This is a genomic window from Cognatazoarcus halotolerans, assembly GCF_009800965.1.
In the GTDB taxonomy this organism is placed as follows: domain Bacteria; phylum Pseudomonadota; class Gammaproteobacteria; order Burkholderiales; family Rhodocyclaceae; genus Cognatazoarcus; species Cognatazoarcus halotolerans.
Window position 1 is genome coordinate 79131 of the sequence record NZ_WUAF01000010.1, and the last position, 14350, is coordinate 93480.

The following is a 14350-nucleotide window of genomic DNA, read 5'->3' on the forward strand; positions in this document are numbered from 1 at the left end:
CTCACTGTGCGCGGCTGGCGCCGGGTCCGGTGACGGTTGGCCGCTGCAGCAAGCTAGGCGCCGCCGGCGAGTTGCCTCCGGGGTTCGATTCGGTGGCGGTATCCGGAGCGGACTTAGTTGGCAAGTTCGGCGGTGGCTTCAGTGGCGCATAGGCGTCGCGGATCTGGCGCTGCACGTGGTCGATCAGCCATTGACCGTTGTCCACCTGCACATACACGTAGCCCTGGTCGTACAGGTCACCGTCCGCGTCTTCCCAGGGCTTGATCCACAGGCGCAGGACGCGGGCCTGCGAGCGCAAGGGGCTGGGCGCCACGCCGGGACCCGAATCGCCGGCGGTTGCGGGAAATGCGGCGCGCGTCGTCGCTTCGGGAGCCCGCTTGTCGGATTCATCTTGCCGGGCGGCGGGGGAGCGCCGCGCCCGCTGGCTGGGCAGGTTGTGATGCAGGGCATTGGCATAGGTGCCCGCCACCGATTCGCAGGCGACCCCTTCGGGCGCCTTGCAGGCGTACTTCGAGTCGCCGCCCAGTCCCGACATGTTCATGCAGGCACCCAGGGGGAGGAGCAGGCAGGCCGTGGCGATGCGCAGGATGAGGGTCCTCATGGCTGCCGCTCCGGGATGCCGGCCTGGGCGAGTCGCGCCTTCAGTACCGTGCGCCCCACGAAGCCTTCGGTACGCGTGCCATCTGCCCAGACCAGGGTGGGCGTGCCTTGCACGCCGAGGCGGCGGGCCAACTCCAGGTTGCGGGCGATGGGGTGGTCGCAGGTTGCGCCGGGGCTGAGGAGCGTCTCGTCGCCCTGGAGCATCAGGCGCTCCCAGGCCTGCTCACGATCGGCCGCACACCACACCGCGATCGGTTTGGTCTCGCCCTGGAAGGGCACGAGGAAGGTGTAGACGGTGACGTTGTCGAGGCTCGCCAACTCCGGCTCCAACTGCTGGCAGTAGGGGCAGTTGGGATCGCTGAAGACGGCGAGCCGGCGCTCGCCCTTGCCGCGCACCGTCTTGATCGCATCGGCCATCGGCAACTGGTCGAAGGCAACCGGAGGGATTGGTGCTTGCACGTCGGCCGATTCGCCCGGGCTGCCGGTGCGCGCGGCCTGCGCCAGCTTCGGGCCGGTGAGGTCCCGCAGGGTCTCGGTGTCGAACAGCCGGCCGAACAGGAAATAGCGCGGGGCGCTCGCCGAGACGTAGGCGACGTTGCCGTCCATCCAGACCTCAAAAAGGCCGGCCACCGGGGAGCGCGTGACCTCGGTGAAGCGCGTGCCGGGATGGGCCTTCTGCAAGGCGGCCAGAAGGCGGGATTCGTCGGACGTCGCGGCGTGCGCCGGCGGGAATTCGCCCGCTAACGCCGTGATCAGCGCGATCGCCGCGAGGCGGCCGCGCACGGCTTCAGTAGTTGCCATCGTCGGAGGTCTCCAGGTAGCGGGTTTCGGGAGAGGCGGGGAAGCGCGATGCCGGGGCGGCATTCGCGGCCATCGGCACGTCGATGCGCACGCCCTTGGTGATCACCACGTCGATTTCGCGGCCGGCATCGACCTCGATGACCGGGAAGGTGTTCTCGGCGAGCTTGATGTAGTACTGGGCCAGGCGGTCCAGCGCCTTGCCGACCCCGGTGCCGAGGCCGGCACGGTAGGCTTCGGCGCCGGTGGCACTGGCGACAGTGCCCAGCGCCGAGGTGCTGTATTCAGTTGACGAGGTGGCCAGGCCCTGGCCGATGCCGCTCACCACGCCGGCCAGCAGCGCATTGGCAAGCATCTGGCCCTGCTTGGTGACCAGGCGCCCGCGCATGCCGACCTTGCCGTCCTCGCCGTAGACGCTGCCCTGGATCTTCACTTCCAGCGTGGCGCCGTCGGCCCGCACGCAGGACAGGCTCTCAGTGCGCAGATAGGCGCGCTCGGAGCTGATGTCGCCGTAGCCGGCCGCGATCACGAAGCACTCGCGGTATTCGCCGCGGAAGCGATTCGGTAGCACGCTGTTGTCCGAGAGGCGGATCAGCACTGGGTGGGGGTTGGCCTGGGACTGCCCTCCGGTGGGCGCATCGAGCCCGCCCAACAAGGTGCCGCGCGTGAAACTCACCGGCAGGAAGGTGGAGAGGGTAGGTGGCGTCCGCGCCCCGGCGCCTGACGCCGGGGCCGTTTCTGTGTTCGATGTCGCTCTGGAACCCGTGCTGGCCCGGGAACGATCGCCCAAGGAGATGCGGGTGATCGTGGGTATGGCCGGCGCGATCGCGGGTGGTGGCAGGTTCCCCGGGACGCCGGGAGGCATCGCGCCCGCCGATACTGCCTTGGGCGGCGGTGGCGCCGGCGGCATGGATGTCGGCGGATCTGCCGGCTTCGGCGGGGCCGGTGTGGCGGCGGCTTGTTGGGCCGAGGTGAGCCGTTGTTCCAGCTCCGCGAAGCGCTGCAGGGTCTTCGCCTCGAAGGCTTGGCGGTCCTTGTTGAGCCGCGCCTGCTCTTCGCGTTCGCTTTCGTACTGGGCGAGCTTGCGTCCTGCCGTGCCGACCCATTGGTCCACCGGGTTGACCTGGCCGCCGGGCGGCATGACGCCTATGTTGGTGACGGTGCCGGGTTGCCCAGCGGCAGTGCGGGCCTCGCCGTTCCTGGCATTGGAGCCGGTGAAGGCGAAGATCAGCCAGAGGATGCCGACGCCGCCGGCGACGATGGTCCCCAGCATCGCGTACTGGCGCTGCTTGGGCGACAGGCGTTCCAGCAGGGCGCGCAGGGTGTGGGCGGGTTGGCGCGGCGCGTTCATCGCCCACCTCCGCGCCGGATCACGTAGACGCTGGTGCTCTCGCCGGGGCGCAGGTTGTGGTGCTCAATGGCGATTCCGGCGACCTCGCCGCCGTCTCGGTCGAACTCCTGCTCAGCCACCACCATGGGTTCGGTGCCGACGTTCTGCAGCAGGAACTTCTCGCCGATGAGACCGCGCCCCTCGTACTGGCGTACCAAGGAGAAGCGCACTTCGGTCCATAGCTGGATCGTGCGGTGCACTTCGTCCACCTGGATGTCCGCCGGCACACGGTCCGAGGCCATCGCCACCAGCAGGGCCTTCATCGCCCCGATGGGATTCGGCGACGGCCCGGCCGCTGCTTGATTCGTCCCCGTCGCCCTGAACGCCTTGGGCGTCTTGTCGCGGATGACGATGGTGTCGGCCGGCGTGTCGGCGCGGCGCAGCAGCAGCGTGTAGGTGGCGCCGGCCGATGAGACGAACAGGTTGACCGGCTTTGCCGAGTCGCCTACCGGGCGGATATAGACCTCGCCCTTGTCGCGGTCGCACTCCAGCACGATCTCGCCGCCCGGGTTGAACGCCGGCAGGCCGGCCCCAGGCGCCGTGGCGCCGGGGGTCGTGGGCAGCGCCGGAGACGGGCCGCAGTTGCTCGACAGGATGTTGCCGAACACGTCGGTGATCGGCGCGTGCTCGATGCGGATGCGCGTCGGCTCCTTGATCGAGAGGATGGCTTCGACGGAAACGCCGTCGCTGGCCTCGACGAGTTGCAGGGCATGGGCGGGCGCTGCCAGGATGACCGCGGCGACCGTGGCAATCGCCGACAATGCCTGTCCGATGCGCTGCAGTGGTAGCGGTGTCGTGGCTGGATTACTTGCTGATCTATTTGCTCGCATAGGGCACCTCCTTGAAGGCTTTCAGGTGCATGCGCGCGCCGGCATAGCTGAACTCGATCAGGTAGGCCTTGAGCTCGTTGGCCGTCTCGAAGCCGTTGACCAGGGTGCGCAGGCGCCCGCGGATGACGACGCTCTGCGCCGCTTCGCTGGGGACGAGTTGCTGGGGCGCGAACACGGTGGCGGCGTTGATGCGCTTCAGGCGCTCGGCTTCCACTTCCTGCCGCGCCTTGAGCGGGCCGTGCTGCTCGGGCTCGACGTAACCCAAGAGGACGTCCTTCTTCCAGTCGATCGACGCCGGCGTTACGTCGAGGATCAGCCAGGCGATGAAGCTGCCCATCTGCTCGAGATATTCGTGGCTGGCCTGGTCGCGGGTGACCCAGAAAGTCTGGTTGAGGGCGGGCGGCACGACGACCGTGCGCACCGTTCCCAACAGATTGAGGATGACCATTAGGGCGAGGATCTGGCCGGCAGCCAGCACGCCGACCGCCAGGCCGAGCCCGCGATTGCGGCGCCGCATCTCCTTGATGTCGCCGTTGAGCCGTTCGAAGTCCATGGTCAGTGCCCGCCCGGCCGCCCGAAGGGCACTGAACGCCCCCTTGGGGGGCAGCGAACGAAGTGAGCGTGGGGGTTCATATTTTCCTCCGGGCTCAACCGACCATGCGGCGCAGGTGCGAGGGCGGGGTGGCCCGCATCGCGGTCAGGGGGCTCGCGGGCAGATGCCAGTACAGCCAGTGGATCGCATAGGCCGGGTGCTTGTCCGCCTTCAGTCGCGAGATCCAGCGCGAGAGGAAGATGCCCGTCGCCAGGCAGATGGCGAAGGACATCCTCGTGCCGGACAGGTAGCCGACGAAGAACATGAAGAAGACCGGCGCCGCGACATCGACGTCCCAGAAGCCGATCTTCCACTGGTCGTCCAAACGACGGGGAATGTAGGTGTCGGTGCGCATGCCGGTCTCCCGGAGCTGGCGGCCGGCGGTTCAGATGACCGCGCCCATGATCGCGCCCGCGATCACAAGGCCGACGGCGGCGAAGATGGCCAGCCCGACGTAGAACAGGACGGGGCCGAAGTTGCGCAGTGCGGACAGCGAAATCAGCGCAACGACGAAGCCGATGAAACCGACCAGCGCCTTGATCCCCGGCCCCAGATCGGCGAGCTGGGTCAGGGCCGAGGTGAGCGGCCCGGTGATGCCGGTGAAGGCGACCAAGTCCAGGGCGTAGCCGGGGAAGGCGGCGCCGAGGCCGAGCACGATCGTCGCGAGCAGCATCGCGACGGTCATCGGCTTGCGCGGGGAAACGCGGGGGGAAGCGACGAGCACTGCAGTGTTCATGAAAACCTCCGGAAATGGATCGAGCGTTGAACGGGGGTAGGGGAGACGGGTGGGCGTGTCGGGGCGCCGGCGGGTGGGAGCGCGAGCGCTCGAGGGGTGAAGGAGTTCGAGATCGGCGAACGACCGGCACGAGGTCATGGCAGGTCCTCCTCGTTCATCTGGAAGACCACCTCGACCCGGCGGTTCTGGGCGCGGCCGGCCAGGGTGTCGTTCGGGGCGATGAAGCAGCACGCACCACGGGCGCGCAGGGTCAGCGTCGCGGCCAGCGCCGGATGCGTCCTGCGAAGGTGGTCGCGAACCGCGAGGGCGCGCGCGAGGGCGAGGTCCTGGTTGAACGCCAGGGGCCCCGTGCTATCGGTACGGCCGATGATCGTGATACGGCGCACTCGCAACAGGTCGTCCATGGCCGCATTCAGCTGGGAACGCGCGGCGCGGCTCAACTTCGCGCTGCTCAGGGCGAACTGCACAATGACCGTGCGCGAGGACTGCGCCATCATCGTCGCAGGAGCGGGCTGCACGGGGGCGGGCGCGACGGGTTCGGCCGGGACGGGTGACGCGGCAGGGTCGATCGACTGCCTTGGCGCTTCGCTGGCCAGGGTCTTGGGCGTGCGGGTGGGGCAGGCCGGGGCCACGCACTGCGCGAACACGGCGTCGCGGCCGAAGTCGAGTTGGGCCAGCCGTGCGGGCGCCGTCGCATGCCGTCCGGTTGCGGGATTGGCCGGTACCGGCGTGCGGAACAGGCTGCACGACGCTGCGATGGCCGTGCAGCAGCCGACAACCGCAAGCCAACCGGCGCGATGCAGAACGCGAGTCGTCATGGCGAGACCCTCACCGACATCAGGGCGGGCGCCGCCGTCGTCGATGCCACCTGCGTCGCCGAACGTGCGCCGCGCCGCGGGGGCAACTGTCGGTACACCCGCCAGGCGTATTTGGCGCGGGCCTCGACGCAGTCCTTGCCTTTGAGTTGCGAGCAGGCCGCGTTGTAGGCGCCGACGGCATCCCACGTCGCGCCTCGCCGCGAAAAACTGCCCGCGAGTAGCCAGGCGCCGACATGGATGTTGGTGCAGGGCTCGAAGAGATCGGCTTCGCGGATACCGTGACGGGACAGGGTCCGCAGGTGTCCGCTGTTGATCTGCATGAGCCCGATGTCGTAGGACCCGGTGCGCCGGACGTGTGAGCGGTTGACCGCCAGGGGATTCAGGTTCGACTCGACCCGGGCAATGGCATAGAGCAGGTCGGCCGAGATGCCGTAGCGCTGGGCAGCCTCCTCCCAGCAGGCCTGCGCCCCAGTCGACGCGAACGCCAGGACGGCAAACGCAGCCAGGGCAGCAAGATGCGGCAGTCGACGCATGAGTCACCTCTCCAAACGAAACCGGAACGGCCCGCCGGGAAGCGGGCAGCGAGGTCTGGGCCGTCGGCGGTGCGCAGACGGTCAGGGTCTTGTTTGGGTCAGTCCGGCGTCTAGCCGGGCGAGGTGAGCGAGCGGGTCAGGAACGGGTAGGTATGCCGATCAGGAACAACCGTTGAGGTGAGCGAAACCTCAACCGGGCGGCGCATCCCACCCGTGATGGGCTCTTTCGGCCATGTTGCGGCGCGCCCGCTGCAGAATGGCAGCACCTGACGGATCCGCTGTCCGGCACAGGGCGACGCAGGCCGTCGTCAGTTGGTCGAGTTGAAACTTGGGGTTGGGGTGTCGGTTGGCGGGGGAACGTTGTAGCTCCAACAGCAACTGGTACTGCCGCCGCCACATCGATTCACGGCGGCGCGGTGTCTGGGGAGATCGAAGAATGAGTTCGGTCCCGAGAAATTGGAAGATGCACGCAGACGGATCCTGGCGCGTGAAGACAAGCGAGACGCAGGAACTGATGAGATCCGGGAAGCGGAACGTTGGTGACACGTTCTTGTCGCTGCGCAGCAGGCCGTAGAGCCAGTCGTGTTCCTCGAGCCACAGTCGCGTTTCGACGATGTCCTGCCGATCGATTCTTAGTGACTCAGACTTGGCCTTGTCCGGATATTCCTTCGGCGTAGCGATGAGCATGATGTTGACCTCGGGTCGATGGCTGTCGATCGCTGCTGCAATCGTATGGCTCGAAGAGTAGGTCTTGCCGGCTGGGGAGTCTCCCTGGAATGAAGGTCTTCTGAAGGGGGTTTCGGTATCAGTTCGAGGTCGATGACCGCAGTCGACCGTTATGAAAGCGGTTTCCATACCGGCGCGCACAGACCCAGCAGTCGTGCCCGGATGTCAGAAGGCGACATCGCCAGGTCGACCGTCGCAAATCGGATGTTGTGCCCTTGGATCACAGCCGTTTCGTCCACTTCCTCGCGGATAGACGGATGCAAGCAAGCCGCTTGCCGAGTCAGCGAGGGCGTCACCGCGTCCCGCTTGTGATCGAAGATAGGCATAGATCTGGTAGACGTAGCCGCTGCGCAGGGATTCTTCGATCAAGTCCCGGTGGCACCAGTATGTTCGTTAGACTCATCACAGTTTGTGCCCGCAAACGCCTCCAACCAGCTCACCAACAGTGGATCGCCCCAAGTCAATAAGCGAACCCCTTCGCCGCTGGTTGCTGTAATTTCCTCTTCGTCATCAGCAGATTTCGCCGTTGGAGGATGCCGATCGGCAAGCTCGCCGTTGAACGTCACAAGCAGCTCTTCGTCATCGAGAATGCCAAGCGGCGCCGGGGCTCCTTGCCACGTCAATCTGAAGCAGGCTCGGCGGCCGTCTGATTCCGTCGTCTGAGAACCGGGCTCCGGAATCGCCATGATCGACATCCCTGGCGGCACGTGCGTCAGACACCAAGCGGCAAGCTCCTCCTGCGAAACGCTGCCTGCCTGGGGCTGATCAGACTGATCTATGGCCATCGTTTGAGTAAAGGCTTCGAGCGGCTGCATGCCGCTACCCGCGGTTCTCCGGGTGGCCTCGTCAAGTAACTGTTGCGCCTCATTCTGTTCCATTTCGCCGCGAGCTACCTTGCTCATAATGCGAGGCATCTCCGCGAGGATCGGCTGCAGCGGTCCGACGACCTCCTCAAATATCCGAATCCGGACCTTCAGGGTGAAGTAGGTATCCTCTTCGATCGTTCCACGGAAGTAGAGGTTGTAAATTCCAACTGTCTCAGATTCTTGCCCGATACGGTCGATCCGGCCGATGCGCTGCTCGACTCGCATGGGGTTCCATGGCAGATCGTAGTTCACAAGGGCAGAAAACTGCTGGAGATTCAAGCCTTCAGAGGCCGCATCGGTTCCCAGCAGAACATGAATAGCGCGATCATGGTCACGCTTCGAGCGTGCCTTGATTTCGGCCTTGTCAACCAATTTCCAAGTATTCGCGCTCGCATCCCACACCTCGCCACCTCGGCCCGAATAGCAGGCCATTCGATCGCCAAATCGAGCGACGAGCCGATCGCGGATGAAGTCCAACGTATCGAGATACTGTGTAAAGACGATCACTCGGTGACCACCCGCCACCAAGGCCCTAAGGGTTTCGTCAAACCGTTGAAACTTGCTGTCGCTGTTCCAACGGTTGAGCGCGCGAATGTAGTCGTCCAGATACTTTCGCTCTTCATCAAGGCTTTGCCGACGCGTTGGGTCCCCGTAGAGGCGCGTCAAGCGTTGGCGTTCGCGATCGAAGGCTGCCTCGACTTCGGCAGCTTCGTCTTCTTCCTCGCTCTCTGCCGAGACCAACTGGTGCTGGATTGCGGTAATGTCGTATTCGGACAACTTGTCCTGGATGGCGCGAATCAAGTCCCGGCGACGCTCCAAGCTCAGTCGAAATGCATGGAAACTGCTCGCCAGACGTTTCCGGAATACCGCCATCAGAAAGCCTACACCGCTGCGTTCATCAGGAGGAAAGTCCGCCAGGCGGTAGAACTGACGGCACATTTCATCGATGCGCAGGTATAGATGTTCTTCTTCGGCTGATGCAAAATCGACTGGAACGTCCTCGGGGCGGCGATAGGCGAGTTTGCTGACCATGCCCACCGCCTGATAGGCCCGCAAGGTCGATCGCGTATGACGGAACATTAGCACGCCGAGTGGTGTCTGGCGCGCCAGAAAAGGGATCAGCGCCTCCGCCTGCAAGGCATTCAGCTGAGACAAGCGAATGGCCAAGCGGGTGGCGAACTCAGCGGTAGATTGATTTACCGACCGGACGAAGTTCTCCCACTGGAAGCCCGACCAGTGCTGTCTTGGTGGTGCCGTTTCATTTAGTGCGGGTGCCCCCTGACGAACAGCGATGCCCGCCATGCGAACAACATTCTGTCGCATTGGAGGGCGGTTACCAAAGGTTCGTAAGTCTTCGAAAAATTGCTGAAAACCAGACGGCTGAACCCAGTCGCCCCATGCTTGACCCTCAAGGCCACATAGGCGCAGGAGGTCGAATACCTCGATCGGATCGAGTTGCATTGGCGTTGCGGTCAGTAGCCAGAGTGTCGGGCTGAGCTGGCGACGTCGAATGTCTTGCAACAGGGAGAGGAGTTGGTTGGGCGCATCGTCGAGACCCGAGCGACGCGCCGCATGAGCCTCATCGACAATCACGAGATCCCACGGTGGTGCGGCCAGAACCTCTGCGCGCCGGTCCGAACGGGCGATAAGGTGGCGCGACGTGACGATGATTCCCGGTTCGGCGAGGGCGCTGGCTACTTCCCGTCGTCGACCTGCAACGTCATGTAATGCGCGCCCGTCGTAGAACCAGCCAGTAAGGGCCAGCTTCTCACGTAGTTCTTCCATCCACTGGCGCACAAGCGAGCGCGGAACAATCAGGAGTATGCGAGAAACCTGCCCTCGAAGCAGGAGCCTGCGCAGCGCAAGGCCACCCTCGATCGTCTTGCCAAGGCCAACTTCGTCGCAGAAAAGAAAGGAGCGCGGATACTCTTCGCTCGCTCGACGATAGACTCGGTCCTGGTGTGGAAACGGTCGGAAGTGGGCACCGTCCGACCACAAGGGTGACAGTACCAAATGGGCATTCTCAGGGCGGCGCGGCGCCTCCAGATAGCGCCTGGCAGTGACCCGATCCTCCTCACTTGGAATTAGCGCGGCGGGCTCCAATGCGTCGCGATTTGGTGGACCGTCGCTCGGAGTGAAGTCGAGCAAGCGTTCCTTTACTGCCTTGGGGAGCGGAAGCACCAGGAGCTGCGGATCGTCCCCGTCCCAGATGACCTTGAATTCCTGCTCTTCGGCGTCGATATCCTCGACGTCCTGTGCGGAGAACCAAGAACGCTTTACGTCGAACTTTTCCCGGTTGCGAGCCCAGGCCGCACCCGTTTCGTTAATTGATCCCTGAAACAAAATGCGCTGCCCCTCCCCGTCGTAGAGTACGCCGGATTTCGGGTGATACAGCGCGCCCTGACGTCCAGGCAGGTAGGGACGTCCGGAAGGATCGAGTGGCAGGGCCACACGGACTTCCAGCATGCCGGACGCGACCAGCCAAGCCAGCGTTCCCAAGCGATGGCGAGCAATCTGATCTGCCTCCGGCTTCCAGCCTTTGGGCAATCCCAGCCGGACGCACTCATCGTCGCTAGGGGCAAAGCGATCCAGCAGTGAAGTCCCGAGGGATTCCGCCAAGGGCGCCTTGCCTCGACGATAGGCATCGACGTCAGCCTCCGTCCAGGTTGCCCCGGCAATTATTCGTATCGGCGGCTCCTTGGAGGATGGTTTGGCGTTCTGGATGAGGCCGGCCAGCCCTTCGGCCATCTGCACCAAGCTGGCTGAATCGAAGTAACCCGTCTGGCGATCATAACGCACAGCTCTTGAAAGCACGGGGATGAAAAACTCCCGCACCAAGGTACCCGCCTGGCCGGCATACCGGCGCTTGAGTCCAGTCAACTCAACGAAACTCATCGTGCCATCCACCCTTACGCCAAGTTCACCGAAGGTTTCACATCAAGGCTGATCGAAAAGATGTCTCATCAGCAGGGGCTCAGATTTGCCAGGTCTTCAGTACCAGATCCCATGCCCGTCGCGCTTGAACTACAGCCTCGTGCCACGGGCCAGAGGGGCGAGTACCGAAAATGTGCTCCAACAAATGCAGGGTCACGGCGAATGCGCCGAAGAATTCCGGTTGCGCACTATAGCCGGAGGCGTTCAGCCAGCGGCGCACCGCTTCCGGCCCACGAGCGCCGATGTCCTCGACGCCTCCCATAAGGGCAATCGCATTCCATACCGCTGCAACGTGGAAGCTTGGGAAGACGCGTTCTTCCCACACGTCCGCTTCACGGGCTGCACGACCTCGCGGCAAATCAGCGCCGGCCAAGCGGCGCGACAGCAGCTTGAGATCGGTTTCCGCTGGTGGGCGAAGGATGAACAATTCCTTGTTCACGTGGAGCAAACCCATGCGTTTGAAATCGTCCGGATCAACGTTTAGGGATTTAGCAAGTTTGCGCACGTCGTCGCTCTGCGCCGTCTCGCCCTGGAAGGTGTCGAGCCACAGCCACAAGGCTTGTGAGTCGCGATCCGCATTGCTCGCTGCGAACCCCGCTGCCGCCTCGGAAAACTCCGCCTTGCCGGTCAGCTCGTCGAGAATCTGTTCGAGACGCCATTGCCCCACCGAGTGGTAGGATTCATCCAGCGCCACTTCCAGATCGACTTCCCGACCAGCAAAGTCGGTCACCGGCCAATTACGTGCCACCTCTCCGATCGCCGGTCCAAGCGCCGAGAGGTATAGGTCGGTACCCGAGAGACCCTGCCCCTGGAAGCGCTGAGCGGCGCCTCTGGCGAGTTGGGCCACGCGCGACTGCACCGAGGCCCAGTTTCCGGCCGCTTGCTCTCGATCCTCGCGTGGAACGCACATCAGCAGTACGGTACTTCGGGCGGCATCGAGGCCGCGGATGTTCAGGCTGGATTCTGCCTCGGTATGAATGGGGACTGAGCTGCGGATCTCGAAGCCGGCGCGGATCAGCGCCATACCCAGCGCCCGCCAAGCGTAGGTCTCCTTGTGGTTGAACATCACCACCATGCGCCCGGCCGGATGCAATAAGAGCCGCGCTCGGCGAAACACCTGGGCCATCTTGTCTTCGTAGAAGCGGTCGGCACGTTCTTTGGCACTCGCTGGCCTCGCGCCAGCCGCCTCCGTCGCCAGAGCCTTGGCCTCTGTCACCTTTACTTTCAAGGCGCGCAGGCGCTTGAATTCGGCGTCGTAGCGCTGCTGCCACGCATTTTGTTCGGCCGCAGATTCGCGGGCCCAGCGAGCTGCATTGGCAACCGCCTCTCGATTGGACTCAGCCAGCGGTTCTCGGAAGAGATGGAAAAGGCCGGGTTCGTCCACCAATGCCCGCTTCAGCCAGACGTAGAAGAAGTTCGAAAGCTCGGAATACTGGACGTTGTTGTAATACGGCGGATCAACGCAGATCAGGTGGACCGTGCCGGGTGCCGGTGTCGAGAGTGCGGCGGCGTCCTCATTGGTCACAGTCGGGACGATAATTTCCGGTCGCAGTGAAAGGGACTGATGGACCAACTCGCCGTCTGCAGAACCCACGCCGTTCTCTTCGACTTCATCATCCTCCGTTTCCACGGACTCTTGGTCGTTGCCCTCGCCGTCTCCGTCCCCGCCTTCATCGTCCCCGCCGTCTAGGTGCACCTCCCCACCATGGATCATCGCGGCGATTGATTCATAGGCATCCACTACCTGACTCACGCCCCACATCACCGTCTCCCGCGCACCTTCGAACTCGCAAAACGCCGGACGGAAAGCAAAGTCATGACGAGAAAAGGTCTGGGCAACCGTCTTACGACCGTAATGCCAGAAGGTATTGACGCTGTTGTAATTGACCACCTTCGAGAGGATGAACGCGAGATAGACGATGACCGCCTCGGCTTCCTCCGGCGGCAAAGCCGTGCGCACTCGGCTCTGCGCGGCGCGAATCTCCTCCAGAATCACGCCATTGGTGAGCAACTGCCGCGGTAGGAACAGATCGCGCCAGCGGGTGAGCCCCATGTTGCGAGGTTCCTTGGTCTTGTCGCCTTCCGGAATTTCCTCGTCGGGCACCAGCCCTAGCGCCTGCCAGCGCGGAAGCAACCGCGCAAGCTCCGCCTCGGCCGCCGTAACGGCCGCTACGTCAGCCGCAGTCGGTGCGCGGAAGCGCCAGAGGTAACGGATCTTCTCCTCGCCGTTGCGGTAGGTCAGCTTCACCGGCACCTTCGAGCACACCGCATAAAGCTGCGCAGGCAGCCCTCCCTCATAAGAGCGGGCGGTCGTTTTGACCTCATCGCCGTCCATCACATTCGCGCAGCGCGGACAAATTGCCTTGCCGTCCTTGAAGGTAGGCGTCTCGCGCGGATGCCAGTGGGTGAAATCCGGCCTCGGCCAGCGGCAGGCCGACCATTCGGCGTGCTTGACAATGCGGAAGCTGCAGTCGTTACCTTCCTCGCGACTCGGCACTTCTGGAAATGCCGCGATGGACGCCTCAGGCTTGCCCTTCTTGGTTACGAGGTGGAAGTTGGTCGAAATGGGGATGTTGAGGTTGCACTTAGAGCACGGCACGACCCGAGCCCACATGTAGCAGTTCTTCGTCGAATCCCGATTCGCTGGCTCTCGCTTGACAATGGTCGCCGTACGAAACTGCGCTAGCGCGTTCTCCTGCTCATCCGCCCACCAGGTCGGCCCGGACTCGATGGGAAAGAAGGGCAGGAGGCGTTCGCGCACTCGTTGATCGATTTCCTTCGCGAAGGCTTCGATATTCGGGACCAGGCTGGTACCGAACCTTGCCGGATATTCCAAAGTGGCCTTGAGGACAAGGCTTGCAACCGGATTCAGGTCATTGGCGAAAACCTTGTAGCCGTGCCGTACGCCCTCCAAAGGAATCGCACCCCCGCCACCCATAAAATCCAGGACCGTCAGCGGCTCATCCAGGTCCAGGCCCAACATCTCTCTCGCCTTTTGATGGAGAGCCTTTAGGACTAGCGTACTCGGAGCGACCGTGAGCGCTGGTGGGTGCCGATATGTCCAGGACATTGGTAACAAGATGGGGCTGCTGCCGATCAGATAATCCTCGCGAGCGGCCATCCTGCGATATGCGCGGTGCGAATCCCCTTTGATGCCGAGCGCTCGCAGGAAACTGTCATGCTCTCTATTGAGTGCCGTCGGTCCCACCTCATCTAGCAGCCTCTTAAAGAAAGCTCGATGAGGCCGCAGCTTGGCGGGTAACTCATCCAACTCGCCAGCGATCGGTTCTTCGACCTTGGCCGGGAGCGCCTCCTCATCCAGCTTGGTGTCGTGCGGTAGAAGTGCCGCCAGAATAGCCGCCCGGCAGACCGTTGGCGGCCGCCGCGCCCACCAGATGTGCAGCCGATTCTGCGGAGGGCGCTGCCGAGCATTATTGTCGCGCTGACACTCGGCAGAAAGTGAGGCACAGGGCAGGCCGGCCTCGAGGAACGACGGTTTGGTCTTGCGATATTGGCTCATGGTGTTC

General features: G+C 63.8%; 12 protein-coding genes. All 12 read right to left on the reverse strand.

Going from position 1 to position 14350, the window contains the following annotated elements; genetic code table 11:
- Position 1 precedes the first annotated feature (1 nt).
- Positions 2-601, reverse strand: a complete 600-nt coding sequence (traV, locus tag GQB03_RS13745; RefSeq protein WP_159690380.1) for a type IV conjugative transfer system lipoprotein TraV — start codon at positions 599-601, stop codon at positions 2-4.
- Positions 598-1401, reverse strand: a complete 804-nt coding sequence (locus tag GQB03_RS13750; RefSeq protein WP_159690383.1) for a DsbC family protein — start codon at positions 1399-1401, stop codon at positions 598-600. The genes traV and GQB03_RS13750 overlap by 4 nt, the downstream gene beginning before the upstream one ends.
- Positions 1388-2749, reverse strand: a complete 1362-nt coding sequence (locus GQB03_RS13755; protein ID WP_159690385.1) for a TrbI/VirB10 family protein — start codon at positions 2747-2749, stop codon at positions 1388-1390. The genes GQB03_RS13750 and GQB03_RS13755 overlap by 14 nt, the downstream gene beginning before the upstream one ends.
- Positions 2746-3549 (reverse strand): type-F conjugative transfer system secretin TraK, encoded by an 804-nt coding sequence (locus GQB03_RS13760; protein ID WP_235027063.1) that lies wholly within the window; start codon positions 3547-3549, stop codon positions 2746-2748. The genes GQB03_RS13755 and GQB03_RS13760 overlap by 4 nt, the downstream gene beginning before the upstream one ends.
- A 55-nt stretch (positions 3550-3604) precedes the next feature.
- The gene (gene traE, locus GQB03_RS13765) at positions 3605-4171 is read right to left on the reverse strand and encodes a type IV conjugative transfer system protein TraE (protein WP_159690390.1); all 567 of its coding nucleotides are present in this window, start codon (positions 4169-4171) and stop codon (positions 3605-3607) included.
- Between the two features lie 94 nt (positions 4172-4265).
- Positions 4266-4565 carry a type IV conjugative transfer system protein TraL gene (gene traL / locus GQB03_RS13770; protein ID WP_159690393.1) on the reverse strand — a complete coding sequence of 100 codons (300 nt, stop codon included), beginning with the start codon at positions 4563-4565 and terminating at the stop codon, positions 4266-4268.
- Positions 4566-4595: 30 nt separating this feature from the next.
- A complete protein-coding gene (locus GQB03_RS13775) occupies positions 4596-4946 on the reverse strand; it encodes a hypothetical protein (protein ID WP_159690396.1) in 351 nt (116 codons plus the stop codon).
- A gap of 134 nt (positions 4947-5080) precedes the next feature.
- Complete coding sequence (locus GQB03_RS13780) at positions 5081-5764, reverse strand: OmpA family protein (protein WP_159690397.1); 684 nt, start codon at positions 5762-5764, stop codon at positions 5081-5083.
- Positions 5761-6297, reverse strand: coding sequence for a lytic transglycosylase domain-containing protein (locus GQB03_RS13785; RefSeq protein WP_159690400.1), 537 nt, complete (start codon positions 6295-6297; stop codon positions 5761-5763). Before GQB03_RS13785 ends, GQB03_RS13780 begins: the two co-directional genes overlap by 4 nt.
- A gap of 189 nt (positions 6298-6486) precedes the next feature.
- The gene (locus GQB03_RS13790; protein WP_235027064.1) at positions 6487-7152 is read right to left on the reverse strand and encodes a hypothetical protein; all 666 of its coding nucleotides are present in this window, start codon (positions 7150-7152) and stop codon (positions 6487-6489) included.
- A 236-nt stretch (positions 7153-7388) separates the two neighbouring features.
- Complete coding sequence (locus tag GQB03_RS13795; RefSeq protein WP_159690405.1) at positions 7389-10784, reverse strand: DEAD/DEAH box helicase; 3396 nt, start codon at positions 10782-10784, stop codon at positions 7389-7391.
- Between the two features lie 79 nt (positions 10785-10863).
- On the reverse strand, positions 10864-14343 hold the full coding sequence (locus tag GQB03_RS13800) for a DUF1156 domain-containing protein (RefSeq protein WP_159690407.1): 3480 nt from the start codon (positions 14341-14343) through the stop codon (positions 10864-10866).
- Between the last annotated feature and the right edge of the window lie 7 nt (positions 14344-14350).

Bases quoted from the DNA above. Each gene is read 5' to 3' on its own strand.
- traL (WP_159690393.1), bottom strand. From the start codon at position 4,565: ATGCGCACCGACACCTACATTCCCCGTCGTTTGGACGACCAGTGGAAG.
- GQB03_RS13755 (WP_159690385.1), bottom strand. From the start codon at position 2,749: ATGAACGCGCCGCGCCAACCCGCCCACACCCTGCGCGCCCTGCTGGAA.
- GQB03_RS13790 (WP_235027064.1), bottom strand. From the start codon at position 7,152: ATGGAAACCGCTTTCATAACGGTCGACTGCGGTCATCGACCTCGAACT.
- GQB03_RS13780 (WP_159690397.1), bottom strand. From the start codon at position 5,764: ATGACGACTCGCGTTCTGCATCGCGCCGGTTGGCTTGCGGTTGTCGGC.
- traE (WP_159690390.1), bottom strand. From the start codon at position 4,171: ATGGACTTCGAACGGCTCAACGGCGACATCAAGGAGATGCGGCGCCGC.
- GQB03_RS13750 (WP_159690383.1), bottom strand. From the start codon at position 1,401: ATGGCAACTACTGAAGCCGTGCGCGGCCGCCTCGCGGCGATCGCGCTG.
- GQB03_RS13795 (WP_159690405.1), bottom strand. From the start codon at position 10,784: ATGAGTTTCGTTGAGTTGACTGGACTCAAGCGCCGGTATGCCGGCCAG.
- GQB03_RS13785 (WP_159690400.1), bottom strand. From the start codon at position 6,297: ATGCGTCGACTGCCGCATCTTGCTGCCCTGGCTGCGTTTGCCGTCCTG.
- traV (WP_159690380.1), bottom strand. From the start codon at position 601: ATGAGGACCCTCATCCTGCGCATCGCCACGGCCTGCCTGCTCCTCCCC.
- GQB03_RS13775 (WP_159690396.1), bottom strand. From the start codon at position 4,946: ATGAACACTGCAGTGCTCGTCGCTTCCCCCCGCGTTTCCCCGCGCAAG.
- GQB03_RS13800 (WP_159690407.1), bottom strand. From the start codon at position 14,343: ATGAGCCAATATCGCAAGACCAAACCGTCGTTCCTCGAGGCCGGCCTG.